Here is a 25,361-nt window from a genome sequence, read left to right on the forward strand (position 1 = left end):
GGAGACAATCATGGGCAAGCGTTGCAAGCGACAGACATTAATGGATGCCGCAGATCTGGGCCTGTTGCACTATGGGCAAATCGATCCTCTGATCCACTTTTTAGAGGACCGCGAAAAAAAATTTAAACTGACGCGATTTAATGGCACGACCGTGCTGATGTATCTGGGTGGCATGCTGGCGATTAGCGCCTGCAGCTTGTTCAGTACGCTGGCGGTAGAAAAATGGGGCATGCCGGTGCTATTGGACATGAGCCTGATTTATCTCTTATTTGCCATCGCCATGGCGACCTGGCTGGGGCAACGCGGGCAGGCAACTGCGGCGGGTATTTTTGCCACGCTGGCGATTGCCCTGGTACCGCTGGCGGTGTTTGCCTTGCAGCACGTGCTGGGTTTTTGGGCGGACGCAGTCAATGCCGAACATTATCGTGATTTCCATCGCTGGATAGACTGGCGCTGGATGATTATGGAGCTGGCGACCTTAATGGTCGGTGCGCTGATGTTGTGGCGCTTTCGCTATAGTTTTCTGGTCATGCCGATTGCCTTCACCTTGTTTTACATGGGCATGGACATCGTGCCAGCGATTTTGGCGCAAGCCGATGCGAGTTTATTGAGCGACGCCGGTTGGTTGTTGCGTAAAAAAATCAGCTTGGTGTTTGGCTTGGTGATGCTGGTGGCGGCCCTGATCGTCGATCTGCGCACGCGCTCAGAAAAGGACTACGCATTCTGGTTATACCTGTTCGGTATCATGACCTTTTGGGGTGCCTTGAGCTCACTCGGAAATGGCGCGCTCATTGGCAAGCTGATTTATCTGGCGGTGAATATGTTGTTAATATTAATCGCGGCCATGTTGTCACGGCGCGTGTTTGCGGTGTTTGGCGGCATCGGGGTGGCGATGGTGCTGGGGGATTTATCCTGGAGCGTGTTTAAGGATAGTTTCGCCTTCGTTGCCGTACTTACTTTGCTAGGTTTTGCCCTAATAACAATGGGCATATTGTGGAGTAAGCATGAGCAAAAGATTTGTAGTCGCCTGCGCATATTGTTACCTAGTAGCATGCAAGATAGTCTGGTCTGGCGTCAATAAGTCTGTTTTTCATAACGTAAAAAAAGCCGCGATGTGTATTTGTCGCGGCTTTTTTTATGTTCAAGCTCATGCGCCATTAGTTGGCAGGTTTGAGCATCTCTATGTGCGCAATGCCGTCTTCCAAAAACATGGCAGAGTCGGTGACGAAGCCAAACGATTGATAAAATTTTTCCAGATATTGTTGTGCTCCTATGCGCACCGGCTGGCCCGGATAGTTCAGCGCAAGCTGCTCCAGAGCTTTACTTAGCAATTGCTTGCCTATGCCGGTGCCACGCATTGCGGCGCTACTAATCACGCGGCCTAGCGATGCTTCGGCAAACTTAAGGCCAGGCGGTACCAGGCGCAGATAGGCGGCGACGTCTTGTTCTGGCGTCCACGCGACCAGATGCAGGCAGGCGCTATCAACCCCATCCATATCCAGATACACACAGTTTTGTTCGAGCACAAAGACTTCTGATCTGGCCTTGAGGATGGCGTACAGCTGAGCGGCACTCAGCTCAGAAAAACTCAGGCATTGCCAGGTGATATTCGCGTGCATAATCAAGCTGCCCATAAAGGTATATATTGAAAAGAGCCGCCATCATAGCGGCTTTCCTGTTTTTGGATGGCTAGGCTACATTTGCTTAAACAAGTGTGCATACACCCGGCTGACGGGTAATTTGTCGGCACTGCCGCGTAATTTCAGTGTCAGTTTTCCGGCTTCGTCGCGTATTGCGCTAAGTATGTAATTGCTGTTGACGATGCTGCCGCGATGGATCTGCCAGAAAATACTGCTGTCGAGTTGTGGCAATAACTCTCTGAGACTCATGCGTATCAGTGAAGAATGCTCGGCAGTGACGACGTTAATGTATTTGTCGGTGGCTTCAAAATACACGACATCGGCGATCGGAATCATGCGTATCTGGTTGCCAATCGCGGCGCGTATCAGTGTCAGTTTCTCGCTGCTGGCTGGCGCTGAACTGCTGGCGTTGGCACTGGTCGCGGCAGGTAGTAGATGTCTTAGTTGCGTGAGCATGCTTTCTAATTCATTCGGACGCTCTTGCTTATCCCCCAGTTTGGCCTGCAGACGTTTGATGCTCTTGCCTAAACGTTCGGCATTGATAGGTTTGAGCAGGTAATCGGAGGCGGCATGCTCAAACGCCTGAAGCGCAAATTCGTCGTAAGCGGTAACGTAAACGATCAAGGGGAAGGGCTGATTTTCAGGCCATTCTTCGGCCAGTTCTTGCGCCACTTCTAACCCTGTCTTGCCAGGCATTTTGATGTCTAAAAACAGGACGTCGGGTTGTCGCGCCAGAGCCTCTTGCAAGGCTGTCACGCCATTTTCTACCGAGGCACAAATCTCCAGTTCCGGCCACAGCTTAGTCAGCATATTAGCCAGCGTCAGTGCCAGTATTGGTTCGTCTTCGGCGATCAATGCGCGTATTTTAGTCATGGTGTCAGCTTGGATTGAGAGTCAAGGGTCAGGATGGGTAAGGAATGTTCAGGAGGGCAAGCGTACCCTGAGGCTGATTGCGACTCAGGGTCAGCGTCGCTCCAGTGCCGTACAGTGCTAGTAAGCGATCGCGCACATTGGCATTGCCTACATGCTCGTGCTGCCCATAGTGATGCGGCGGGTGGCTGTCGTCGTAATCGTCGGGCAAACCCAGACCGGTGTCGGCAACTTGTAATTGCAGTATGCCATCTCGCATGGCGGCACTGACGTGAATGTGGCCGCCTTCCATCTTTGGCTCTACCCCGTGTTTGATGGCGTTTTCTACCAGCGGTTGCAGCAGCATGGGGGCGAGTTCTTTCGCGTCTAACTCTGGCGGCAAATCCAATTGATATGTCAGGCGTTTTCCCATACGGATGGCGAGTAATTCCAGATAGGCATGCATCAGCGCGAACTCTTGTTTGAGTGTCGTTTTTTCAGCGCGCGACGAGTTTAAGCTGGCACGTAAATAGTGGATTAACTGCTCCAGCATGTATTGGGCGCGCTCAGTGTCTAGCGCAATCAAACCCTGCAAATTGGCCAGGGTATTAAATAACATATGCGGCTCTATTTGTGCTTGCAACAGCTGCAGCTTGGCCTGCATGGCCTGTTTCTGTATGTCGGCCAGTTGTGTTTTCTCTTGCTCAGCCTTGAGTTTTCGTTCAGATAGCGCAGTCTGGCTCAAGAATAAAATCCCAAAAAACAGACTGATGATGATAGACATGATGACTAGCTTATGTTCGGCACCGAGCATGTGCTGGAATAGTCTTTCCAGCGGATAACCGTAAATCAGCATTCCCATGCTGTAACCAAAATAATAACCGAGTGGGGCGGCGATACAACAGACCATCAAAAATGCCAGACGCTGAGGTTTTGCGTCTTTCCAGATTAGCCGGTGCGCGCCATTGATCAGTGCTCCTATACTGAGGCCAATCAACATGGAGAACACCCAATTGGTTTGCAAGCGTTCTCCGTTGCCTATCCCGTAGGTGATAAATAAGGCGATCGCGGTGTTGACAATCACGCTGTAACACACCTGCATAGGCAGGCTTATTTTTCGTGATGAGGCTAGCGGCAGCAGGGAAGTCGTCATGGGCTAATCGGTTTTCTGTTCGTGAATGAGCGGCTGCCAAATTGTGGCTAGGCGCATACTTTGATGGCTGGCGCGATGCCAGGCATCATAAGGGGTTTTTATGTATTTCGGTATAGACTAGGCTTTTTAATAACGGCAGCATGCGCCAAATCGCGCCTGAATCAAACAGACAAGCGATAAAACGGCAATTGGCTGCCTTGAGTAAGTAAAAAAATGGCGCGAAGTCGTCTCTGCCGTGGTTTATTTAAATGTCGCGGTTAAGTCAATTTAAAGCTGGCTAAGCTGGTATATTTCCTCAAAATATTTTTTGAGACCAACTCAGTAATTTGTTCAGATTCGCGCTTACGTTTCGAGCGCTGTTGCTGAACCTAGTTGCTGAGCATAATGAGAGAACCTGATGATAAAAACAAATAGCATTGCCCCTCTGGTACTGGCGCTGGCAATGGCTAGCCTGTATCCGCTGACTGCCTCGGCCAGCAGCAATAGTGTGAAATCCACCAAACAGAGCAAGCAGGCCGCACCTACGGTGGCGGAGGCTGAGGCATTTTTAAAGGAAGCTGAACAGCGCCTGGAAAAATTAAGTAACTCAGCGCAGCGCGCCGACTGGGTTAATCAGACCCACATTACTGACGATACCGAGGCCATCGCGGCGCAAGCAGGCGAGCTGGCTTTGGCCGCCGCCGGTGAGATCGCCTTGGCATCGCGTCGTTACAACGGTCTGCCTTTGTCGGCCGACAGCAAACGTAAATTGATGTTGCTGCAATTGAGTCTGAGTATCAGCGACGCCAAAGACCGCGAAGAATATACGCGCCTGGCGAGCGCCATGTCGGGCGAGTACGGCAAAGCCAAATACTGCCGCAAACCAGGCGACGCCAGCTCTTGCCTTGATCTGGGACAGATGGAAGCCATCATGGCAACTAGCCGCGATCCGGCTGTGCTGAAAGATGTTTGGGTAGGCTGGCATCAGCAATCACTCAAGTATAAAGACAGCTATGCCCAGTTCGTGGCCTTATCGAATAAGGGTGCCAAAGAAATGGGCTTTGCCGACACCGGTTCCATGTGGCGCGCTCAGTACGATATGCCGCCCGCGGCTTTCGCCGCCGAATCCGAACGTTTGTGGTTGCAGGTCAAACCTTTGTATGACTCGCTGCATATGTATGTGCGCTTAAAGCTGCGCCAGACTTATGGTAAAGACGTGGTGCCAAAAGAGGGTGCAATACCGGCGCATCTGTTTGGCAATATGTGGAGCCAGTCCTGGGAAAATCTGTACCCGCTGGTCAAGCCGCAAGGCCAGAATGCTTCCTTAGATGTCGGTGAAGTGCTGAAGGCAAAAAACATCGATGCCAAGGCGATGACACAATTGGGCGAGGGCTTTTATACTTCACTGGGAATGGAAAAATTGCCCGCCAGTTTCTGGGAGAAATCCATGCTGACCAAGCCGCGTGACCGCGAAGTAGTGTGTCATGCATCGGCCTGGGATCTGGATAATCTGACCGATGTCCGTATCAAAATGTGCATCACGCCGACCACCGAAGATTTCCTGACTATTCATCACGAGTTAGGCCATATCTACTACGATCTGGCGTATCGTAAGCAGCCGTTTTTGTTTAAGGGCGGTGCCAACGGCGGTTTCCATGAAGCGATCGGTGACACCGTGGCTTTGTCGGTAACGCCGGCTTATTTGAATAAACTCGGTTTGCTCAATGAAGTACCGGATGCCTCACAAGATATCGGTGTATTACTTCATCGGGCACTGGAGAAGGTGTCGTTCTTGCCTTTCGGTTATCTGGTTGATCAGTGGCGCTGGAAAGTCTATTCCGGTGAAGCCAAGCCGCAAGACTACGATAAAGTCTGGTGGGAATTGCGTGAGAAATATCAGGGCGTAAAGCGTCCAGCACCGCTGGAAGTGAATGGGTTTGATGCTGGTGCTAAGTATCACGTGCCCGCCAATTCAGCCTATGCCCAATATTTTATCGCGCATATTTTGCAGTTCCAGTTGCATCGCGCCTTGTGTCGTGAGGCCGGTTATGTCGGTCCTTTGAATCGCTGCTCCATCTTTGAAAACAAGAAAGCCGGTGAGAAATATCAGGCCATGCTGAGCATGGGCGCGAGCCGCCCTTGGAATGAGGCGCTCAAGGCCGTCACCGGCGAAGAGCAGATGGACGCCACCGCGATCCTCGATTATTTTGCCCCGCTGAAAGTCTGGCTGGACGCGCAAAATGCGGTGCTGAGTAAAGAGTAAGAAAAACGCAACATAACGCGACGCAAGGACTAAGCAAGCGCGCAAGTCTGGCTTAGTCCTTGTGTTAAACGATTTTAAATATGAGCAGGCCTGACGCACGGGAACTTTTAGAAACCCATTAATCGGGATGCAGCGCAAGGCGCAAACCGGAGCAATACGTCGGTATTGCGAGGAGTTGCAACGCCGCGATGCGCCCGAGTATGGGGTTTTTAGAAGTTCCCGCATACCTTCGGCGCATATTCCATGCGGGTTTCAAGCCAGTATTGGCTGGTAAGCCGCATGGAATATGCGTACTGGTCTGATATTTTCTAAATAAGCCGCCTTAGAGTTGAGCTTAGCCGTGGACGATACCGTCGAATTGGCTACGTAATGCGGGGCTACGCATTAGGCTGGCGGGGCTGACGGTGATGCGCTGCCATGGGATATTGCCAAAATACCAGATACGCCAAAAACTCAGATCTAACTCGGGATTATGGCTGAGCAGGCTAGCGAAATTTTCCGGTTCACCGAGATTGATATCGCTGGCCTCTTTAATCACCTCGCGTACATAACGCGAGCAAAACTGGCGCTTGGAATGCAGATTGAAACCGGTGTCATAAAAAATCCCCAAACGTTTTTGCGCAGCCGCTTGTATCGCTAATTTTTGCGGCGCGCTCAGCGGGCTTGTGAGCCGGCTTACCTCAACCCGTCCACCCTCGGATCGCGCCACGAAGTGGGAGAATGACGTGGTTTTAGAAAGCGGAAAAGTGCTTTCAGCTATCTGCGCCTCCTGCTCCGTGCTCTGCTGCGCAATCACCACGCCGACGTGATTGGTCCAGCTCAGTGTGGCACTGGCGACTTTTTTAAACGGCAGCGCTGCAACTCGTATGAATACCACATCACCCACCTCTAATTGGCTGGCTAATTGCGCTCGACTGATACTGTTTGGTGCGCTTTGAGCCGGCAGCTCTTGCGCCGTGCTGGCGAGCGCCAGACTCAGCAAACTGGCGGCGCTAAAGGCTTTGATCAGGCTGCCGTCATACCGTGGTTTTGCATTGCGTCGCTGACTAAATCTAGTAAGCACACTGCCAGTAGTACGGGTGATAGTACGGGTGATAGTGCGGTTGATAGTAAGCATGATGTATCTCCTGTTTTATGAAAAGAAAATTTTTCTACGTTGAGATTGCGGGCAGTCCCCAAGCTGGGGTCCGCCTGCTCAGCGCAAAACAAAAACAGCAAGCCAGCAAAATTGTGATGGGCGTCTGGTCTTCCTTTGCATAGGTGGCAACTGTAGCGACTTAAAAATATATCGCGAACTATTTTGTAAGATAATCCATAATTTGTACTTCATCGTATCGATATTCGATACGAGATCGGCGAATGCGCTTGCTTTCTATGGATGTGAGATGCCGGCGCAGTGTTACGTTGATGCAAACTTGAGGATCCCATGTATGTCGCAAACCCATCTATTAATTAGCACTCTAAAAAATTTGCTGAAAGCGCGTGGTCTCACTTATGCGCAGGTGGCAAAGCATTTGAGGCTGAGCGAGGCGAGCGTTAAGCGGCAGTTTTCGCAACAAAGTTTTAGTCTGCAGACCTTGGAGGCAATCTGCGATTTACTGCAATTGGAGTTGGCCGAGTTGGTGCTGCAAGCCCAGCAAGCGCAGCCGCGCTTGAGTCAGCTTAGTGCTGCGCAAGAGGCTGAACTGGTGAGCGATCCGCGCCGGGTATTGCTGGCGATCTGCGTGCTCAACCACTGGACGCTGGAGCAGATTGTGGCGACCTATCAAATCACTAAAGAGCAGGGGATTGCCCATCTGCTGCGGCTCGATCATTTGGGCATGATCAAGCTGATGCCCGAAAATCGCGTCAGCCTGCGCATCGCACGCGATTTTTCCTGGCTAGCGGGCGGGCCTATCCATCAGTTTTTTCGCGAGCGCGCGCAAAGCGATTTCCTCGATAGTGATTTCAGCCATCCGGGCGAATTGCTACGTTTTCAGCACGCCATGCTGAGCCCAGCTGCCAATCTGCGTTTTCAACAACGCCTGCAGCGTTTGCTGCAAGAGTTTACCGACTTGCATGAAGATGGCATCACGACACCAGCCAATACGCGTCATGGCACTAGCCTGTTGCTGGCGCTGCGGCCGTGGGAGCCCGAGGTGTTTTCTGATTTGCGCAGGACACCCGATAGTCGCGGGTTTTCTCTGGCGGGCTGTTAACTTTAAAGACGCTTGCGATCCTGCGTTTAATCCGCAAGGATAAAATAAGAGCAGGCCCAGCGCGCATATTCCATGCGCTTCTTCAGGCACGCTGGCCTGGGAGCAGCATGGGATATGCGCGCTGGCAGGGGTGTGTTTTTAATTGGCTAAAACCGGGCTTGGCGACGCAGCTCTACGTGTTATCCCTCATTCTAATGTAACGCAAATGTCATCTTTCTCTACTATGATGAAATCACCAAAACAAAAGAACGAAGGAGAGCGTCTGAATGTTAGAAAACCTGAAAAGTAAAATTGTAAATGTGCGTGCGCACATGTTGATACGTGATTCTAGTTATCGTCAGCAACTTGAGGATTTACCAGATGAGTTGTTCATTTACTGGAAAAATACCGCGCATAAAGAATTCCCTGGCATCCCTAGCGATGCCATTTTTTTTGCCCGCGCCGCCGAGGGGCTGCTGATGTTTTTTGATATCGTTCGCCGCAGTGAACGTGCATGTGGCTTGCCCTCAAAGGCGTCTGACTCGGTCTGGCACGCATGGAGCGCCATGTCGCAGGCGCAGCTAGATAGCTTCTGCTGCAAACATTATGCACGGGCTATTCCACACGTAGAGGCCGGACAGATGGCAATTACGATGGATCTGGCCTTGGCAACTAGTCTGATTGCGGCGCGCAAACTCGATGGTTTGGTACTCGCAAGTTGCACAGTGCCGAGCTTGTTTGGCCTGGACCGTCGCTTGAAAATGCCGGGCGGCTTTGCTTACCGTGTTTCAGGTGGAGAATTAGGGTTTAGTCAGATCAATCAGCGCGGCATTGCGGAGGCAAAGATGCAATTTCCTTTTTGGTTTAATAACGCAGAATTGCTGGCAGCAGGTTTGATCACTCAAAACGCTTATGATGCGCAACTGCTTAAGAAAAAAACCAGGCAAGATGGTGCTGCTTGCGGATCAGGTATTAGTAATCCCAGCTGCGATCTGGGTAGTGCCGGTAGCACCGGTGACGCCTGTGACGCTGGTGGTGGCAGCAGCGGTGGTAGTAGTTGTGGTAGTAGTTGCGGTGGTGGATGTGGAGGGGATTAATGAATGCATAGGCTATCGTCAAAAATCAGGCTGACTGACTCATACTAAGGATAAGCCCAGCGCGCATATTCCATGCGCGTCTTCAGGCACGCTGGCCTGCGAGCCGCATGGGATATGCGCTCTGGCAGAGTTGCTTGCTTACTGCCTTAACTACTTATCGATACCCCGGCAATTGCATTTTTACCTGTCAGGTTTCAGTTCGACAGCGCTAACCGTGGCTAAGGGTGCTTGTTCAGCTTTGCGTAGTAGTGACGCCGTATTATGTTAATTGATAAGGTGAAGTCTCGGCACTGCTAGGCGCGTGCAGTGGCAGCGTTAAAATAAAACGCGTGCCTAATCCCAGCGAACTTTCTACTCGTATAGTGCCACCCAACACATCGGTGACCAGGTTATAGACGATATTTAAACCAAGTCCGCTACCGCCGCGACCGAGCTTGGTGGTGAAGAAAGGATCGAAAATACGTCCTAAGTTGTCTTCAGCGATACCCGATCCGTTGTCGCTCACTATCAGCTGCACCACCTCGTTTTGTTTTTCTGCCAGCAGCACAGCGCTGATCAATATCTGCCCCGCTTGTTCGTTGTGCTGACGCTCAGAAAACGCGTGCAGCATCGCATTATTGACAAGGTTACTAAGAATTTGTCCGAAAGGCCCTGGATACGAATCCATTTTTATTTCAGACGGTATCTCTAGTTTTACCTCATGTAAATTGCCTTTGAAACTGCTCGCCATGGTGAGCAAGGTTTCGTTGATTACCTCATCAAGCAAGAATTGGCGACGTTGCGCGCTGGTTCTATCAACCGCAACACGTTTAAAACTACCGATCAAATCATCTGCGATGGTGAGGTTGCGCAATAAAATATCGCAAGCGTGGCTACTCTTGTCGACAAAATTAGCGAGAGTGGAACGGGTTAAGCCGTGCTCCATTTTTTCTTTAAACTCGGCACTCAGATCATGTAGCGTGCTCGCCACGGTTACGCTATTGCCTATCGGAGTATTGAGTTCGTGTGCCACGCCCGCTACTAAAGAGCCCAAGGCCGCCAGACGTTCGGAACGTTGAATTTCCATTTGCGCATTGCGCAAACTTTCCAGCGTATTGCCTAACTCGGCATTGCTCGTGTGCAGGGCGATAGTGCGATCGGTAACGCGTTGCTCCAGCGTGGCATTCAGGCTGGCCTGTTGTTTGATGAGTTCATCTAGTTTTAAACGCATATCGTCAACGCCATGCGCTAAATCTCCTAATTCATCCTCACGTGCGGCCTTTACAGCGTATTCGAGCTGACCTTCGCCTAGCCGGTCTACATCATTTTGTAATTGGCGTACCGGAAGCATGATGCGGCGTTGAAATAGCAGTAGCACCAAGATGAAAGAAATCAGTAGTTGGAACAGCAATGCCGCGATTAGTTTATACATACTTTGTAAGTATTCGGCTCTTACCAGCTTGTCGCTCATCTTGATAGTAACTTTACCTATCGAGACTTCATTCCATTTGATTGCACGTACCTCGCGTATCAGGCCATCAGCACCGCGTTCCGGCCTATCGGCACGGACAAAGCTGCCAGACGAGGCGTCTTCCACCACGATACTAACGACGTCCGGGTTCTGCATGACTGAATTAATAAAGGTTTGCGCGGCTTGTGTATCGACGTTCCAGACCAGCGGTGCCATAGTTTGTTCCAGCATGCTGGCATATTGCAGTAATGGGCCACGTACCCGAACGTCGTATTCGGCCGTATAACTCTGTTGCGCCACGAACGGGCCTATGAGTAAGGCGGGCAAGAGTATGCCTAGGGCGATGCCCAGCACAATGGCATTTCTGAGGGAGAGCGTACCGGAACGATTTTTTTTTGGCATGGCACCGCAATTTCCGGAAATTGATAGCACTAAGGTAAGGCTAAATATTGCTATAAAAGTTGCGATTTTGCAAGACGTTGTAATGATGCATATTGCTCTTGAGGCCTCAGAAAAATTGTAATAGCCAAATGTACCGCCGAAAGCTCGGTGTAGCAGGGCAAGGCGGGGCCCAATGATGCTGGGCGATTTCTCCTAAGGCCTAATTCTGTAAAAAATATTTTAACCGGGTGTTTGCATAGACTATTGGGCGATACGCTGCTTGTTCGTCTTACTTTTATATTAATTAGACTGCCAGTCTTATAAGTAATTGTCAAGAACAGCGCACATTTTCCAGAGATTGATTCAGCCAGAAAGGTACATCGCCCCAGGTGCTGCGACGATGCTAAGAATTGATTTTATCTGGCGCAAAAAATGCGACACGATTGCGACCTAGTTGCTTCGCTTGATACAGGGCGCTATCGGCCGATTGTATGAGTAATTTGACGTCGTTTTGCTGGATCTGATCATAGGTGCTCACGCCTATGCTGATGCTCAATTGGCTGGCAATTTTCGATTTTAGATGGGGGATGTTGCTATCCCAGATCGCCGCTCTTAGTCGCTCGGCAAATGGCTCGGCATGTTCTTGTGGCATGTTCGGCAATATCAGTATGAACTCTTCACCGCCATAGCGTGCCAGTACATCGGTAGCACGTGCTAACTGTGCTTTGAGCGTCTGTGCGACTGAGATCAGGGCCTTGTCGCCTTCAGGGTGCCCATAATAATCGTTGTATTCTTTGAAGAAATCAATGTCCACCATAAATATCGATAAAGGTAATTTTTGGCGTATCGATAGCCCCAGAGCCATCTTGTAATGTTCATCAAAAAAGCGCCGGTTATAGATGCCGGTAAGGCTGTCGGTAGTGGCATCGCGTTTCAAAATTTCTGAGTGCGAGCGCAGCATTTTTTCGCGTTTGATCGAGTTGCTGGAATCGGAAATCTGTATCAGACAGCAACGCTTGCCCTGATTTTCCGGTAGCGGCGTGATCGCGATCGACTGATGGATTCTCTGTTTTTCCTGGTCTGCATCCGCTGTCGCATATAAAGGCAAGGGTGAACGATGCAGGGCGTTCGACAACACTGCGGGCAAACCGTAATTCAAGGAGTTTCTCAGTGCCGACAAGAACGCCGGATTGGGCGCTTCTTTAAATACCTCGGCAATTTTTTTTTGCAAGGCTTGCTGCTCAGGGATGTCGCTGCTCTTGGCTATCCATTCATTCCACAGCAAAATTTGTTCGTCGCTATCGACGACGATCAAACCCAGGCTGACGGCATTGAGTATGTTCGTCAGACAAAACTGCTCAGGCACGGCGGAGCTCATTAAATAGCTCCCAGAAAACGGTCAATATGTGTCACCAGATTGCGTAGCGACATTGAACTCAGCAGGAAAATCAGGTGACCTTCTGAATGACGTTTTTCTATTGTCAAATCTATGTGCAGGACCAGAATGTAAGGCTCATCAGGACTATTGTTGAGCCCTTTAAATAGCTCTTCTACGGTGGCGATTCTATAATTAGGCAAAGAGCTATTGAGTGAGATTTTGAGCATGTCTGCCATGGCCGATAGGCAGGCATTAAGGATGATATTGCCCAACTCGCACATCGCCTCTTGTTCAAATTCTGCCAGCTCTTCTATGCTCATTTGCGAGCCCATCATGTCGCGCACAATTTCCAGCGCATGATCTTCGGTAAACAAGAGCAAGGCTTCAGCATCAAAAGGGCCGGAAAATTGCTGGCTGACGGCACCAAACCTGGCACTATTGAGTGTCATGATGGCGCTATCGGCTTCTGAGCTGCGTTTTACTTCTATCGACGGCACCGAGAGTTTCACTTCGTCGCCGACGATTTCGCTGAGACTGGCGGCAGCGCGTCCGGCACCGACGTTAAACACTTCCGTCAGCGCGTCAAGATGGAGTTCGCTGAGGGTATCCATTATTTACCAGCGAAATGTTCTAATGCGTGTGCGATGGATTTTTCTGTTACCGGTTTTGCGACAAAGGTCGCGCCCAGCGAGTTGGCGCGGTTTTGGAAAGTTTCTTGTATATTCGCCGAAAAAATGACGATGCGCATGGCCGGATGTTTCGCCAGTATCTGCTCGGCCGCATCGGTACCCAGGATGCCTGGCATATTGATGTCCATGGTGCAGTAATCAGGCGTGTCTTGGTCGACTAGCAGCACGGCGGCGTCGCCGCTGGCGGCTTCGATAATTTCCCAATCAGCATGTTTGGCCAGTATGTGAGCTTTGATGACCATACGCGATACCTTGCTGTCGTCAACGATCAGCAATTTTTTTGGGGTGTGCTCAGTGTTCATGTTTAGCTATTCGGCTGGTCATCGATTTGCCGATTTTACCTGAACAAGAGGGAGTGGCTATAGGGATTTTTCAGCTAGTGTTGCGCTTATTTTTTTGTTGTGCCAGGCGTCGCCATAGTGTAGTGCGGCTGATTCCTAAATATTCAGCGACACGCTCTCTGTTGTGATTGAATTTTTCCATTAAGGCTGGCAAGGATAAGCTTTCTGTGGGGGGGCTGAGCATTGTGCTGGAGTTGACCATCGTTAACATTTCAGGAGTGATTTTTGCGACAAAACTGGGGCTGAGTGCCTGCAAAGGCTCGGCCGCTAAGAATAAGGCCAATCTTTCCATCATATTGCGCATTTCCCGCACATTGCCGGGCCATGGGTATTGCCTGAACAGTTCTCCGCAGGCCACCACTTCGGCCTGCAAGTTGGGGTGGGGACGGGCGCCCATGGCGGCCAGTGAATGTTTCAGACACCAGACCGCTAAGGGAATCAGATCATCCTGGCGCTCGCGCAGGGCTGGCAATGCTAAGCGCAATACGGCTAAACGATAAAACAGGTCGGGACGAAAACGTCCTTCGCGCATGCGGTTTTCCAGGTCGCAATGGGTGGCACTGATAATTCTGACATCAACTGGTATTGGACGTACGCCACCCACCCTAACCACTTCGCGTTCTTCCAGCACGCGCAGCAAGCGGGTTTGCAGACTCAGCGGCATTTCGCCGATTTCGTCCAAAAACAGGCTGCCGCGGTGCGCTGCTTCAAATAGACCGGCATGGCCGCCACGGCGTGATCCGGTAAAGGCGCCTTCTTCGTAGCCGAATAGTTCCGATTCCAGTAGGGATTCGGCAATCGCGCCGCAATTGACGGCCACAAAGGGTTGGCGCGCGCGCGGGCTTTCGCTATGGATGGCTTGCGCCGCCAGCTCCTTGCCGGTACCAGTTTCGCCTTGCAATAATACGGTGGCAGGCGAGCGGGCAAACAGCATGATGGAATGACGCAAATTTTGCATGGGTTCCGATTCGCCGCGCAGGTCATTGATGCTGTGGCGCGCCCGTAAAGAATCGGCGGCCGGATTTTGTCGGCCTCGTGCCGCTTCCAGACGTGTGATACGGGCGATCTCTAAAGCATCGTCGAAAGCCAGGCGTATCGAGGTCGCTGAATACATGAAAATGCCGGTCAGGCCGGCTTCTTCCGCCAGATCGGTGATCAGGCCCGCACCGACTACGGCCTTGATACCCTTACTTTTGAGCTCTCTGATCTGCGCTTTGGCGTCTTCTTCGGTGACATAGGTACGTTGCTCCAGTTTAAAACCGAAGGTATTTTTAAATTCGACCAGCTCCGGCATGGTCTCTTGATACGTGACTAGCCCGATCTCGGGTGAGACCTTGCGGGCTCTGGCTAAGGCTTGCATCACGTCAAAGCCGCTGGCCTTGGCGATGATGACGGGGATCGGCAGGCGACTCTTCAGATAGGCACCGTTAGAACCAGCCGCAATCACGGCATCGCAACGCTCGGTGAGTAGACGTTCCCGGATATATTGCGCCGCCTCTTCAAAGCCCAGGTGGATAGGCTCGATATCGGCGCTGACATCGTATTCGAGCATGATGTCGCGAAACAAATCGAACAGGCGTGAGATCGAGACGGTCCAGATGACCGGTTTGTCGTTACTTTCTCTGACTACAGGCGGGTTATGTTTCATTGTGGTGTTTCAGGTGGTGTTTCAATATATGTTTCAATCGATGTTTCAATGCGCGGTATGAAACGTGATTATGAAACATTTTATTCGGTATGTGCAAGTTCTGATTCGCGTCCGCTGGTTTTAAGTCTTTGATTATTATATGAAGAGCCTCATTTTTTTGAGCTTTTAACAAACTGGCACGCGGCTTGCAATAGCAGAGCAAGACAACAAAACTAGCCGCAACTTCGTAATTCACTTCGTAATCAACTTCTAACAAAGAGAGACTATATGGCCCAATACTCCGCAGGTGCCGCCTTCCGTAAGGCGATGCAAGAAGAATCTCCGCTACAAGTGGTCGGTGCCATCAATGCCAATCATGCCTTACTGGCCAAACGCGCCGGTTTTAAGGCGATTTACCTCTCCGGTGGCGGTGTCGCTGCCGGTTCGCTGGGTTTGCCGGATCTGGGTATTTCCAATCTCGATGATGTGCTGACCGATGTACGCCGTATCACCGATGTCTGCGATCTGCCTTTGCTGGTCGACGTCGATACCGGTTTTGGCTCATCCGCCTTTAACGTGGCGCGCACCGTCAAATCCATGATCAAGTTCGGCGCTGCCGCCATCCATATTGAAGACCAGGTCGGCGCCAAGCGTTGCGGTCATCGCCCGGGTAAAGAGATCGTCAGCAAGCAAGAGATGGTCGATCGCATCAAGGCCGCCGTGGATGCCCGCACCGATGAGAATTTCGTCATCATGGCGCGTACCGATGCGCTGGCGGTGGAAGGTCTGGAGTCAGCCATCGAACGCGCTTTGGCTTGCGTTGAGGCTGGTGCCGATATGATTTTCCCTGAGGCGATTACTGAACTGGCGATGTACAAACAATTTGCCAGTGCCGTGAAGGTGCCTATCCTGGCCAATATCACCGAATTCGGCGCTACTCCTTTGTACACGGTGGAAGAGTTAGCCGCGGTCGATGTCGGTCTGGTGTTGTATCCTTTGTCCGCTTTCCGTGCCATGAACAAGGCCGCTGAAAACGTGTATGGCGCGATCCGCCGTGACGGTACTCAGAAAAACGTGGTCGATACCATGCAGACCCGTATGGAATTGTATGAACGCATCAACTACCATGATTTCGAGCAAAAACTCGATGCGCTGTTCATCCAGCAAAAGAACAAATAAATCAATCTACACGATCAAAAAACGGATACTCCCCTAAAAATTTTTACAAATTAGCTTCTTGCGCATATATAACGTGCGCATTGAAAATGTACTAGGGTGGAGTATCAGTTTTATCTATAAAATCTTCCTCACTGGAGAACAGCATGACTGAAGCAGTTCCTTTTAAAGCTAAAAAATCCGTTGCCCTGTCTGGCGTTACTGCCGGCAATACCGCCCTGTGCTCGGTAGGTAAAACCGGTAACGACTTGCATTATCGCGGTTACGATATTCTGGAAGTGGCGGACGCTTGCGAATTCGAAGAGATCGCGCATCTGCTGGTGCATGGCAAACTACCGACTGCGGCTGAACTGCACACATATAAATTGAAACTGAAAGCCTTGCGTGGCTTGCCAGCGAACCTGAAAGCGGCGCTCGAGTCCTTGCCTGCCAGCGCCCATCCTATGGACGTAATGCGCACCGGTGTCTCGGTACTGGGTTGCACTTTGCCAGAAAAAGACGATCACAATGCGCCAGGTGCACGTGACATCGCCGACCGTCTGATGGCGTCTTTAGGTTCCATGCTGCTGTATTGGTACCACTTTAGCCACAACGGCAAACGTATTGATGTCGAGACCGATGATGATTCTATCGGCGCGCATTTCCTGCACTTATTGCATGGGGTTAAGCCTAGCGCATCGTGGGAAAAAGCCATGCATACCTCGCTGATCTTATATGCGGAACACGAGTTCAATGCCTCGACCTTTACCGCACGCGTGATCGCTGGTACTGGCTCAGACATGCACTCTGCCATCACCGGTGCGATCGGCGCTTTGCGCGGCCCTAAACATGGCGGTGCCAACGAAGTCGCTTTTGAAATCCAGAAACGCTATGACAATCCGGATGAAGCCGAAGCCGATATCAAGAAGCGCGTAGAGAACAAAGAAGTGGTGATCGGTTTTGGTCATCCTGTGTACACGGTTTCTGATCCACGCAATAAAGTAATTAAAGAAGTGGCGCGTAATTTGTCGCGCGAGGCCGGCTCGACTAAGATGTTTGATATCGCCGAGCGCTTAGAGTCCGTCATGTGGGACATCAAAAAAATGTTCCCGAATCTGGATTGGTTCTCGGCAGTCTCGTATCACATGATGGGTGTGCCTACCGCCATGTTTACGCCGCTGTTCGTGATTGCCCGTACCTCAGGTTGGGCCGCGCATGTGGTCGAGCAGCGTATCGACAATAAAATTATCCGTCCTAGCGCGAACTATGTCGGCCCTGATGATTTGCAGTTTGTCGCTATCAAGGACCGTCAATAATGAATACCAATTTTCGCAAATCCCTGCCCGGCACCAAGCTCGATTTTTTTGATACCCGTGCCGCGGTTGAAGCCATTACCCCCGGTGCTTACGATAAGCTGCCGTACACTTCACGTGTGCTGGCCGAGAATCTGGTGCGCCGTTGCGATCCGGCGACGCTCAATGCTTCTTTGGAGCAGTTCATACAGCGCAGACGCGATCTGGATTTTCCATGGTTCCCGGCGCGCGTGGTCTGTCATGATATTCTCGGGCAAACAGCGCTGGTCGATCTGGCTGGCCTGCGTGACGCGATTGCCGAGCAAGGCGGCGACCCGGCTTTGGTGAATCCTGTGGTGCCGACCCAGTTAGTGGTCGACCATTCTTTGGCGGTAGAGTGCGGCGGTTTCGATCCGGATGCCTTCAACAAGAACCGTGCGATTGAAGACCGTCGTAACGAAGACCGTTTTGACTTCATCAACTGGACCAAGAAGGCGTTCAAGAACGTTGACGTGATCCCACCAGGCAACGGCATCTTGCATCAGATCAACCTGGAGCGCATGAGCCCGGTGGTGCAAGTCACCGACGGCGTGGCTTATCCCGATACTCTGGTCGGTACCGATAGCCATACCCCTATGGTCGATGCGCTGGGCGTGATCGCGATCGGTGTCGGCGGTCTGGAAGCTGAAAGCGTGATGTTGGGGCGCGCCTCCTGGATGCGTCTGCCGGACATCATCGGCGTAGCACTGACTGGCAAACCACAAGCAGGCATCACGGCGACGGACACGGTGCTGGCGCTGACTGAGTTCTTGCGCAAGCAAAAAGTGGTCTCGTCCTATCTTGAATTTTACGGTGAGGGTGCCGCGGCATTGACCTTGGGTGACCGCGCTACCATCGCGAATATGGCACCGGAATTTGGTGCGACTGCCGCGATGTTTTATATCGACGAACAGACCATCAAATACCTCAAACTCACTGGCCGTGAGGATGAACAGGTCCAGCTGGTAGAGTTGTATGCAAAAGAAACCGGTCTGTGGGCCGATACACTGAAAAATGCCGAATACGAACGCGTACTGAGTTTTGATTTGTCTTCGGTGGTGCGCACCATTGCCGGCCCAAGTAATCCGCACAACCGCGTTCCGACTTCCGAGTTGGCGGCCCGTGGTATCAGCGGCAAGGTAGAAAATGAAGCTGGCTTGATGCCTGATGGCGCGGTGATCATCGCCGCCATCACCAGTTGCACCAATACGAATAACCCGCGCAATATGATTGCTGCTGGCCTGATCGCCCGCAATGCAAATAAGCTGGGCCTCACGCGTAAGCCATGGGTGAAGAGTTCGCTGGCACCAGGCTCTAAGACAGTTGCGCTGTATCTGGAAGCAGCTGGTCTGATGCCTGAGCTTGAGCAGTTGGGCTTTGGCGTGGTGGCTTTTGCCTGCACCACCTGCAACGGTATGTCCGGTGCGCTTGACTCTGTGATCCAAAAAGAAGTGGTGGAACGTGATCTGTATGCGACTGCCGTACTGTCTGGTAACCGTAACTTTGACGGTCGTATCCACCCTTATGCGAAGCAGGCTTTCCTGGCGTCGCCGCCTTTGGTGGTGGCGTATGCGATTGCCGGTACGATTCGTTTCGACATCGAGAAAGATGTGCTGGGTATAGCTGCTGATGGCAAGCCTGTGCGTTTGGCGGACATCTGGCCGTCGGATGAAGAGATCGATGCCGTGGTCGCTGCCAGCGTCAAGCCTGAGCAATTCCGCAAGGTGTATATCCCTATGTTCGCTAAGCAAGAGGACGATGGCGTGAAGGTCAGCCCGCTGTACGATTGGCGTCCGCAGACTACCTACATCCGCCGTCCGCCTTACTGGGAAGGCGCCTTGGCAGGTGAGCGCACGATGCAAGGCATGCGAGCCTTGGCTGTGCTGGGTGACAATATCACGACCGACCATCTGTCACCGTCGAACGCCATCATGCTAGACAGTGCTGCCGGTGCTTACCTGGCGAAGATGGGCTTGCCTGAGGAAGATTTCAACTCTTACGCAACGCACCGTGGTGATCATCTGACCGCCCAGCGCGCGACGTTTGCCAATCCAACCTTGAAGAATGAAATGGTCATCAAGGACGGCAAGGTGCAGGCTGGTTCGCTGGCACGTATAGAGCCAGAAGGCACAGTGACGCGCATGTGGGAAGCCATAGAAACCTATATGGAACGCAAGCAGCCCTTGATCATCATCGCCGGTGCCGATTATGGCCAGGGCTCATCGCGTGACTGGGCCGCCAAAGGTGTACGCCTGGCGGGTGTGGAAGCGATTGCGGCCGAAGGCTTTGAACGCATCCACAGAACCAATCTGGTTGGTATGGGCGTTTTGCCGCTAGAGTTTAAAGCTGGCGTAACGCGCCTGACTTTGCAGATTGATGGCACAGAAACTTTTGATGTGATAGGCGAACGCACACCACGCGCGAGTTTGACGCTGGTGATCAATCGCAAGAATGGCGAGCGGCTAGAGGTGCCTATGATCTGCCGTCTGGATACTGCTGAAGAAGTGGCTATCTATGAAGCCGGCGGTGTCTTGCAGCGCTTTGCTCAGGATTTTCTTGAGTCGACCAAAGCGGCATAAATCAGTTGTAGGGTGCACCTTTCGCGCCCACCGCACCAGTCTCTGGTGCGGGTGGTGTGTATCGCATATTCAGAAGAGGAATTAGCATGACCCGTGTAGCTCAAATTAAAATCCCCGCCACCTATATGCGTGGCGGCACCAGCAAGGGCGTATTTTTCCGTCTGCAAGACTTACCAACGGTGGCGCAAGTGCCAGGAGCTGCGCGTGATGCCATGTTGCTGCGCGTGATCGGTAGCCCGGATCCTTACGGTAAGCAGATCGACGGCATGGGCGGCGCGACTTCCAGTACCAGCAAGACTGTCATCCTATCCAAAAGCGCTAAGCCTGATCACGATGTCGATTATCTGTTCGGCCAGGTGGCTATCGATAAGGCCTTCGTTGACTGGAGCGGTAATTGCGGCAATTTGTCTGCCGCAGTCGGCTCGTTTGCAATTAGTGCAGGCTTGGTCGATGCTGCCCGTCTGCCGGATAACGGTGTCGCGGTGGTTCGCATCTGGCAGGCGAATATTTCGAAGACTATCATCGCCCATGTAGCTATGACCAATGGTGAAGTGCAGGAAACCGGCGACTTTGAACTCGATGGCGTGACTTTCCCGGCGGCAGAAGTACAGCTCGAATTTATGGATCCGGCGGCCGATGAAGATGGCGCTGGCGGATCGATGTTCCCTACTGGTAATCTGGTGGACGATCTGGAAGTGCCTGGTATAGGCACCCTGAAAGTTACCATGATCAATGCCGGTATCCCGACTATTTTCGTCAACGCCGAAGCGATAGGGTATACAGGTACCGAACTGCAAGATGCTATCAATAGCGATGCTCAGGCCTTGGCTAAATTTGAAACCATACGCGCCCATGGTGCGCTACGCATGGGCCTGATCAAGGACATCGCTGAAGCCGCCAATCGTCAGCACACACCTAAAGTGGCTTTCGTCGCCAAACCGGCAGCGTATGTTTCGTCCAGCGGTAAACAGATCAATGCCAGTGACATTGATCTGCTGGTGCGTGCCATGTCTATGGGGAAACTGCATCACGCCATGATGGGTACCGCTGCAGTGGCGATCGGTACCGCTGCCGCGATACCGGGCACACTGGTGAATCTTGCCGCGGGCGGCGGATTGCGTGAGGCGGTGCGCTTCGGCCATCCTTCCGGCACCTTGCGGGTAGGCGCGCAGGCGAGCCAAATTAATGGCGAATGGAGCGTGACTAAGGCCATTATGAGCCGCAGCGCACGCGTCTTAATGGAAGGCTGGGTACGTGTACCTGGCGATGCGTTTTGAACGGCGCAGCATGAAAAAACAAGAAAACGCGGCCCTTCAAATGGCCGCGTTTTTTTTGGGTAGCTTACGGCAAACTGACAAATAAAATACCTCTGACACCGCTAAAGAGTGGGAGGTAATAATTAAATGACGCACTTAAGGAGATCGCATGTTTTACTCAGCCTTTTACCAGCAATCGATACAAGAACCCGCCACTTTTTGGGATAAGCAAGCTAGCCTGATCGACTGGAAAGTGCCGTACACGCAAGTGCTCGACTATTCCCGTCCGCCTTTTACCAAGTGGTTCGTCGGCGGACAAACCAATCTCTGCCATAACGCAGTCGATCGCTGGCTTGCCACGCAGGCCGATAAAGCAGCGCTGATCGCGATTTCTACCGAAACCAATACTGAGAAGGTGTACAGCTTCGCCGAGCTTGATCGCGAAGTGCAGCGTATGGCTGCCATCATGCTCGATTTGGGTGTTAGGCAGGGCGAACGGGTCTTGATCTATATGCCTATGGTGGCTGAAGCGGCATTTGCCATGCTCGCTTGCGCGCGTATCGGTGCCGTGCATTCTGTGGTGTTCGGTGGGTTTGCCTCTAAGAGTTTATCGACCCGCATCGACGACGCGAAACCTGTGTTAATCGTTTCGGCCGACGCTGGTATGCGCGGTGGTAAGGCGGTGCCCTACAAACCATTGCTGGATGAGGCGATTAGTTTGGCGCAGTATAAACCAGCCAGGGTCTTGCTGATAGACCGAGATCTCGATCCTATGCAATTGGTAGCGGGGCGTGATGTCGCATATGCGACACTGCGCGAACAGCATTTCGACGCTCAGGTGCCGGTCACCTGGCTGGAATCGAATGCGATCTCATATATTTTGTACACTTCCGGCACTACCGGCAATCCGAAAGGTGTACAGCGTGATGTTGGCGGCTATGCGGTAGCGCTGGCGTCGTCCATGCAGCATATTTTTGGTGGCAATCCAGGTGAGACTTATTTTGCCACTTCTGATATTGGCTGGGTCGTGGGTCACTCGTATATCGTGTATGGGCCTTTGATTGCCGGTATGGCGACCATTATGTACGAGGGCACGCCGATACGGCCGGACGCCGGTATCTGGTGGAGTATTGTTGAGAAATATAAAGTGACGCGCATGTTCTCGGCGCCGACAGCGATCCGCGTGCTGAAAAAACATCCGCCGGAGCTGATGGAAAAGTATGATCTGTCGTCATTGAAAGCACTGTATCTGGCAGGGGAACCTCTTGATGAAACGACCTCCAGCTGGATCTCCAGTGAACTGGGCGTGCCTATCATCGACAACTACTGGCAGACTGAAACCGGTTGGCCTATCCTGTCGGTGGCGCGTGGCATAGAAAATACCGCAACGCGTTTAGGTAGCCCCGGAGTGGCGATGTACGGTTACAACGTCAGCATCATCAACGAAAATACGGGTGCGGAATGCGCGCCAAATGAAAAAGGGGTGGTCGCGATTAAAGGTCCCTTGCCACCAGGTTGCTTGCAAACCGTGTACGGCGATGACAAGCGCTTCGTGCAAACCTATTGGTCGAATTTTGCCCACGAACAGCTGTACTCGACGTTTGATTGGGGCATCCGAGATGCCGATGGTTACTACTTCATACTCGGTCGCACCGATGATGTGATTAACGTTGCCGGTCACAGGCTAGGCACGCGTGAAATTGAAGAGAGCATCTCCAGTCATCCTCAGATTTCCGAGGTAGCGGTCGTTGGCGTCGAGGATAAACTTAAGGGACAAGTCGCAGTAGCTTTCGCAATCCTGAAGCATCCTGATATGGTGGCCAGCGAGGAGGGTAGGCGTGCGCTGGAGGCCGAAGTAATGGCGGTGGTCGATAAGCAGCTCGGTGCGGTGGCCAGGCCGTCGCGCGTTCATTTCGTTTTAATGTTGCCGAAGACGCGTTCGGGCAAATTGCTGCGTCGTTCAATTCAGGCGATCTGCGAGGGGCGTGACGCGGGAGATTTAACGACGATAGAAGATCCTACGTCCTTGCTACAGATTAAGGCGGCAGTCTTTGCTTGATACAGTTTTGTTTTGCAGTAGATGTAGATAGTAAAAAAGGGGCGCAAGCCCCTTTTTTTACAAATCAGAATAGCAAACTAAGTCATCAGGGCAGCTGCCAGGGTTTTAAATTCTTCCCCTGACTCTTCCAAGATGCTGTGTAAAGTACCTTCTCCAACTACGAAATCGATTTCCGACGTGTAGCGATTGCTTTCGGTATCGGTACGGGTATCCAGTGGTGACGGAGTCTTGGCTAATTCATTCGCTAGCAGCAAAGTATCACCGAGAGATTCGGGCGGCATGGCGCGCAATCCGTACCACAATGCCTCCACCGCATCGACTACGGGCTGTGGTAGTTGCAGGTTTTTTAATACTGCGCGACCAATTACAGCTTCTGCGGATTCTCTGTCGATTACGGTATCTGTGAAGGAAGGCAAATCATTCGGAGCAGGTGGTGCGCTTAAATCATCTTTTTCTAGCAAAGACGGAAACTCTTCAGCGCGTGACAGTAGGTAAAACCCACCAACTTCATGCACGATACCGGCAAACATCGCGGTATCCGGATCAAGCTTAGTGATGCGCCTTGCCATCACTTGCGCCAGCGCCGCCACTTGTGCCGAGTGTTCCCATAGTTTATTAATCATGCCTCGTATTGCAGGATCTTTACTGGAACCAGCCAATTGGCGCACCACCAACGAAGCGACTACCGAGCGTAAAGTCCGAAAGCCCAGGCGCGAAATTGCCGCCTTGACGTTGCTGACGTCATTTCCCATGCGGCTATACACGACGGAATTAGCAATCGCCACCACGCGGGCTGATAATAAGGGCTCGTTCAATACCAATTTGCTGGCAGTGTCTACGCTGCAATTCGGATCGTCCAGAGCTTTTTGGATTTTCAGTGTCGTGGCGACATTGGTAGAAAATACTAACTCTCCCCTATTCGCCTGTAGGATAAGAACATTAAGGGCTTCAGTTTTATTCATGGCAGAATTTTGTTTCACATTGATATCAATACAAACCGGGTCTACCGGACCAGATCTAACGCCAAACGTATACCTGCTATATTGCTTAGCTTCTATTACTTTGCTGCGTGACTATTCGATCGCTTCATTCTGAGCTACTTGTAGCTGCAGGTCAATGAACAGTATCCTCTGTTACATTTTAGGAATGATATTTCTTTTCATTAATGCGCGTTAAGACCAAAAATTGTCTTTAATTTAGCGTCGCGATGACAGGCGCGTGGTCGGATGGTTGCTCCCATTTGCGCGGTATTTTGTCTATGACGCAAGAGCTGCAACGGGCGGCTAAAGTGGCTGACAATAAAATATGGTCAATACGTACACCTTTATTGAGGCGGAAGCCAAGTTGGCGGTAATCCCACCAGCTAAAGGATTTTTCGGCTTGTTCAAACATCCGGAAGCTGTCGCTTAAACCTAGGTCTATTAAGGCTTGCAGCGCGGCGCGCTCAGGCGGCGAGACCAGATTCTGGCCTTCCCACGCGGCTGGGTCATAGACATCGCGGTCTTCCGGCGCGATGTTGTAGTCGCCTAATACGGCCAAGGAAGCATGCTGGCTCATTTCCTGCTTTACCCATTCACGCAAGGAAGCTAGCCAACTGAGTTTGTAGGGATACTTTTCAGAATCGAGTGCCTGACCATTTGGTACATAAGCACAAATAATGCGCATGCCCTGGATGGTAGCTGCGATGATGCGCTGTTGAGCATCTTCAAACAAAGGATTGTTTTTTTGCACGTCCGAGATGGCGTGACGCGATAAAATTGCCACTCCATTATAGGTTTTTTGACCGCTAAAAACGACCTGGTAACCGGCTGCCTCAATTTCAGCGTGTGGAAACTTATCATCTGTTAGCTTGGTTTCTTGTAGGCACAAGACATCGACGGGATTGCTCTCTAGCCATTGCAATACCTGAGGTAAACGTACCTTCAGGGAGTTGACGTTCCACGTGACTAATTTCATG

At 51.7% G+C, this 25,361-nt stretch carries 20 protein-coding genes; 9 read left to right on the forward strand and 11 right to left on the reverse strand.

Going from position 1 to position 25,361, the window contains the following annotated elements; translation table 11 throughout:
- Positions 1 to 10: 10 nt before the first annotated feature.
- Positions 11 to 1,081, forward strand: coding sequence for a DUF2157 domain-containing protein (locus tag ACO0K8_RS12770; protein ID WP_422947037.1), 1,071 nt, complete (start codon positions 11 to 13; stop codon positions 1,079 to 1,081).
- A 76-nt stretch (positions 1,082 to 1,157) separates the two neighbouring features.
- Here the strand turns inward: ACO0K8_RS12770 and ACO0K8_RS12775 are convergent, their stop codons facing one another.
- From ACO0K8_RS12775 to ACO0K8_RS12785, 3 genes are all read right to left on the reverse strand, one after another.
- The gene (locus ACO0K8_RS12775) at positions 1,158 to 1,619 is read right to left on the reverse strand and encodes a GNAT family N-acetyltransferase (protein ID WP_422947038.1); all 462 of its coding nucleotides are present in this window, start codon (positions 1,617 to 1,619) and stop codon (positions 1,158 to 1,160) included.
- A gap of 75 nt (positions 1,620 to 1,694) precedes the next feature.
- Entirely contained in the window at positions 1,695 to 2,513 is an 819-nt protein-coding gene (locus ACO0K8_RS12780; RefSeq protein ID WP_422947039.1) for a LytR/AlgR family response regulator transcription factor, read from the reverse strand.
- 28 nt (positions 2,514 to 2,541) lie between these two features.
- Entirely contained in the window at positions 2,542 to 3,642 is a 1,101-nt protein-coding gene (locus ACO0K8_RS12785; protein WP_422947040.1) for a sensor histidine kinase, read from the reverse strand.
- A gap of 397 nt (positions 3,643 to 4,039) precedes the next feature.
- Between ACO0K8_RS12785 and ACO0K8_RS12790 the strand changes: the two genes are divergently transcribed.
- Positions 4,040 to 5,884: a M2 family metallopeptidase gene (locus ACO0K8_RS12790; protein ID WP_422947041.1), complete on the forward strand. Its 1,845-nt coding sequence runs from the start codon at positions 4,040 to 4,042 to the stop codon at positions 5,882 to 5,884.
- 334 nt (positions 5,885 to 6,218) lie between these two features.
- Here the strand turns inward: ACO0K8_RS12790 and ACO0K8_RS12795 are convergent, their stop codons facing one another.
- Positions 6,219 to 7,001: a YebB family permuted papain-like enzyme gene (locus ACO0K8_RS12795; protein ID WP_422947042.1), complete on the reverse strand. Its 783-nt coding sequence runs from the start codon at positions 6,999 to 7,001 to the stop codon at positions 6,219 to 6,221.
- Positions 7,002 to 7,314: 313 nt separating this feature from the next.
- Here ACO0K8_RS12795 and ACO0K8_RS12800 point away from each other — a divergent pair, with 313 nt between their 5' ends.
- Both ACO0K8_RS12800 and ACO0K8_RS12805 read left to right on the forward strand, forming a co-directional pair.
- A complete protein-coding gene (locus tag ACO0K8_RS12800) occupies positions 7,315 to 8,082 on the forward strand; it encodes a helix-turn-helix domain-containing protein (protein ID WP_422947043.1) in 768 nt (255 codons plus the stop codon).
- A 266-nt stretch (positions 8,083 to 8,348) separates the two neighbouring features.
- Entirely contained in the window at positions 8,349 to 9,158 is an 810-nt protein-coding gene (locus ACO0K8_RS12805) for a hypothetical protein (protein WP_422947044.1), read from the forward strand.
- A gap of 259 nt (positions 9,159 to 9,417) precedes the next feature.
- On the opposite strand, the gene ACO0K8_RS12810 is transcribed toward ACO0K8_RS12805, so the two are convergent.
- From ACO0K8_RS12810 to prpR, 5 genes are all read right to left on the reverse strand, one after another.
- On the reverse strand, positions 9,418 to 11,010 hold the full coding sequence (locus tag ACO0K8_RS12810) for a sensor histidine kinase (RefSeq protein ID WP_422947045.1): 1,593 nt from the start codon (positions 11,008 to 11,010) through the stop codon (positions 9,418 to 9,420).
- Positions 11,011 to 11,392: 382 nt separating this feature from the next.
- Complete coding sequence (locus ACO0K8_RS12815; protein WP_422947046.1) at positions 11,393 to 12,367, reverse strand: diguanylate cyclase; 975 nt, start codon at positions 12,365 to 12,367, stop codon at positions 11,393 to 11,395.
- Positions 12,367 to 12,978, reverse strand: coding sequence for a chemotaxis protein CheC (locus tag ACO0K8_RS12820; protein WP_422947047.1), 612 nt, complete (start codon positions 12,976 to 12,978; stop codon positions 12,367 to 12,369). Before ACO0K8_RS12820 ends, ACO0K8_RS12815 begins: the two co-directional genes overlap by 1 nt.
- Positions 12,978 to 13,358: a response regulator transcription factor gene (locus ACO0K8_RS12825; protein WP_422947048.1), complete on the reverse strand. Its 381-nt coding sequence runs from the start codon at positions 13,356 to 13,358 to the stop codon at positions 12,978 to 12,980. The genes ACO0K8_RS12820 and ACO0K8_RS12825 overlap by 1 nt, the downstream gene beginning before the upstream one ends.
- Before the next feature lie 70 nt (positions 13,359 to 13,428).
- Positions 13,429 to 15,045 (reverse strand): propionate catabolism operon regulatory protein PrpR, encoded by a 1,617-nt coding sequence (prpR, locus tag ACO0K8_RS12830; RefSeq protein WP_422947049.1) that lies wholly within the window; start codon positions 15,043 to 15,045, stop codon positions 13,429 to 13,431.
- A gap of 267 nt (positions 15,046 to 15,312) precedes the next feature.
- On the opposite strand from prpR, the gene prpB reads away from it, so the two are divergent.
- From prpB to ACO0K8_RS12855, 5 genes are all read left to right on the forward strand, one after another.
- Complete coding sequence (prpB, locus tag ACO0K8_RS12835) at positions 15,313 to 16,203, forward strand: methylisocitrate lyase (RefSeq protein ID WP_422947050.1); 891 nt, start codon at positions 15,313 to 15,315, stop codon at positions 16,201 to 16,203.
- A 143-nt stretch (positions 16,204 to 16,346) separates the two neighbouring features.
- A complete protein-coding gene (prpC, locus tag ACO0K8_RS12840) occupies positions 16,347 to 17,495 on the forward strand; it encodes a bifunctional 2-methylcitrate synthase/citrate synthase (RefSeq protein ID WP_422947051.1) in 1,149 nt (382 codons plus the stop codon).
- On the forward strand, positions 17,495 to 20,089 hold the full coding sequence (gene acnD, locus ACO0K8_RS12845; protein ID WP_422947052.1) for a Fe/S-dependent 2-methylisocitrate dehydratase AcnD: 2,595 nt from the start codon (positions 17,495 to 17,497) through the stop codon (positions 20,087 to 20,089). The genes prpC and acnD overlap by 1 nt, the downstream gene beginning before the upstream one ends.
- An 86-nt stretch (positions 20,090 to 20,175) precedes the next feature.
- A complete protein-coding gene (gene prpF / locus ACO0K8_RS12850) occupies positions 20,176 to 21,366 on the forward strand; it encodes a 2-methylaconitate cis-trans isomerase PrpF (RefSeq protein WP_422947053.1) in 1,191 nt (396 codons plus the stop codon).
- Positions 21,367 to 21,514: 148 nt separating this feature from the next.
- Positions 21,515 to 23,404, forward strand: a complete 1,890-nt coding sequence (locus ACO0K8_RS12855) for a propionate--CoA ligase (protein WP_422947054.1) — start codon at positions 21,515 to 21,517, stop codon at positions 23,402 to 23,404.
- 77 nt (positions 23,405 to 23,481) lie between these two features.
- Here the strand turns inward: ACO0K8_RS12855 and ACO0K8_RS12860 are convergent, their stop codons facing one another.
- Both ACO0K8_RS12860 and xth read right to left on the reverse strand, forming a co-directional pair.
- Positions 23,482 to 24,366: an HDOD domain-containing protein gene (locus ACO0K8_RS12860; protein ID WP_422947055.1), complete on the reverse strand. Its 885-nt coding sequence runs from the start codon at positions 24,364 to 24,366 to the stop codon at positions 23,482 to 23,484.
- Positions 24,367 to 24,595: 229 nt separating this feature from the next.
- Positions 24,596 to 25,360: an exodeoxyribonuclease III gene (xth, locus tag ACO0K8_RS12865; RefSeq protein ID WP_422947056.1), complete on the reverse strand. Its 765-nt coding sequence runs from the start codon at positions 25,358 to 25,360 to the stop codon at positions 24,596 to 24,598.
- Position 25,361: the final 1 nt, after the last annotated feature.

Origin of the sequence: Undibacterium sp. Ren11W, from assembly GCF_049340485.1 — a bacterium.
Classification (GTDB): domain Bacteria; phylum Pseudomonadota; class Gammaproteobacteria; order Burkholderiales; family Burkholderiaceae_D; genus Undibacterium.

What these genes read in the sequence shown, in the direction of transcription:
- ACO0K8_RS12770 (WP_422947037.1), top strand. Translation starts at nt 11, where the DNA reads ATGGGCAAGCGTTGCAAGCGACAGACATTAATGGATGCCGCAGATCTG.
- ACO0K8_RS12775 (WP_422947038.1), bottom strand. Translation starts at nt 1,619, where the DNA reads ATGCACGCGAATATCACCTGGCAATGCCTGAGTTTTTCTGAGCTGAGT.
- ACO0K8_RS12780 (WP_422947039.1), bottom strand. Translation starts at nt 2,513, where the DNA reads ATGACTAAAATACGCGCATTGATCGCCGAAGACGAACCAATACTGGCA.
- ACO0K8_RS12785 (WP_422947040.1), bottom strand. Translation starts at nt 3,642, where the DNA reads ATGACGACTTCCCTGCTGCCGCTAGCCTCATCACGAAAAATAAGCCTG.
- ACO0K8_RS12790 (WP_422947041.1), top strand. Translation starts at nt 4,040, where the DNA reads ATGATAAAAACAAATAGCATTGCCCCTCTGGTACTGGCGCTGGCAATG.
- ACO0K8_RS12795 (WP_422947042.1), bottom strand. Translation starts at nt 7,001, where the DNA reads ATGCTTACTATCAACCGCACTATCACCCGTACTATCACCCGTACTACT.
- ACO0K8_RS12800 (WP_422947043.1), top strand. Translation starts at nt 7,315, where the DNA reads ATGTCGCAAACCCATCTATTAATTAGCACTCTAAAAAATTTGCTGAAA.
- ACO0K8_RS12805 (WP_422947044.1), top strand. Translation starts at nt 8,349, where the DNA reads ATGTTAGAAAACCTGAAAAGTAAAATTGTAAATGTGCGTGCGCACATG.
- ACO0K8_RS12810 (WP_422947045.1), bottom strand. Translation starts at nt 11,010, where the DNA reads ATGCCAAAAAAAAATCGTTCCGGTACGCTCTCCCTCAGAAATGCCATT.
- ACO0K8_RS12815 (WP_422947046.1), bottom strand. Translation starts at nt 12,367, where the DNA reads ATGAGCTCCGCCGTGCCTGAGCAGTTTTGTCTGACGAACATACTCAAT.
- ACO0K8_RS12820 (WP_422947047.1), bottom strand. Translation starts at nt 12,978, where the DNA reads ATGGATACCCTCAGCGAACTCCATCTTGACGCGCTGACGGAAGTGTTT.
- ACO0K8_RS12825 (WP_422947048.1), bottom strand. Translation starts at nt 13,358, where the DNA reads ATGAACACTGAGCACACCCCAAAAAAATTGCTGATCGTTGACGACAGC.
- prpR (WP_422947049.1), bottom strand. Translation starts at nt 15,045, where the DNA reads ATGAAACATAACCCGCCTGTAGTCAGAGAAAGTAACGACAAACCGGTC.
- prpB (WP_422947050.1), top strand. Translation starts at nt 15,313, where the DNA reads ATGGCCCAATACTCCGCAGGTGCCGCCTTCCGTAAGGCGATGCAAGAA.
- prpC (WP_422947051.1), top strand. Translation starts at nt 16,347, where the DNA reads ATGACTGAAGCAGTTCCTTTTAAAGCTAAAAAATCCGTTGCCCTGTCT.
- acnD (WP_422947052.1), top strand. Translation starts at nt 17,495, where the DNA reads ATGAATACCAATTTTCGCAAATCCCTGCCCGGCACCAAGCTCGATTTT.
- prpF (WP_422947053.1), top strand. Translation starts at nt 20,176, where the DNA reads ATGACCCGTGTAGCTCAAATTAAAATCCCCGCCACCTATATGCGTGGC.
- ACO0K8_RS12855 (WP_422947054.1), top strand. Translation starts at nt 21,515, where the DNA reads ATGTTTTACTCAGCCTTTTACCAGCAATCGATACAAGAACCCGCCACT.
- ACO0K8_RS12860 (WP_422947055.1), bottom strand. Translation starts at nt 24,366, where the DNA reads ATGAATAAAACTGAAGCCCTTAATGTTCTTATCCTACAGGCGAATAGG.
- xth (WP_422947056.1), bottom strand. Translation starts at nt 25,360, where the DNA reads ATGAAATTAGTCACGTGGAACGTCAACTCCCTGAAGGTACGTTTACCT.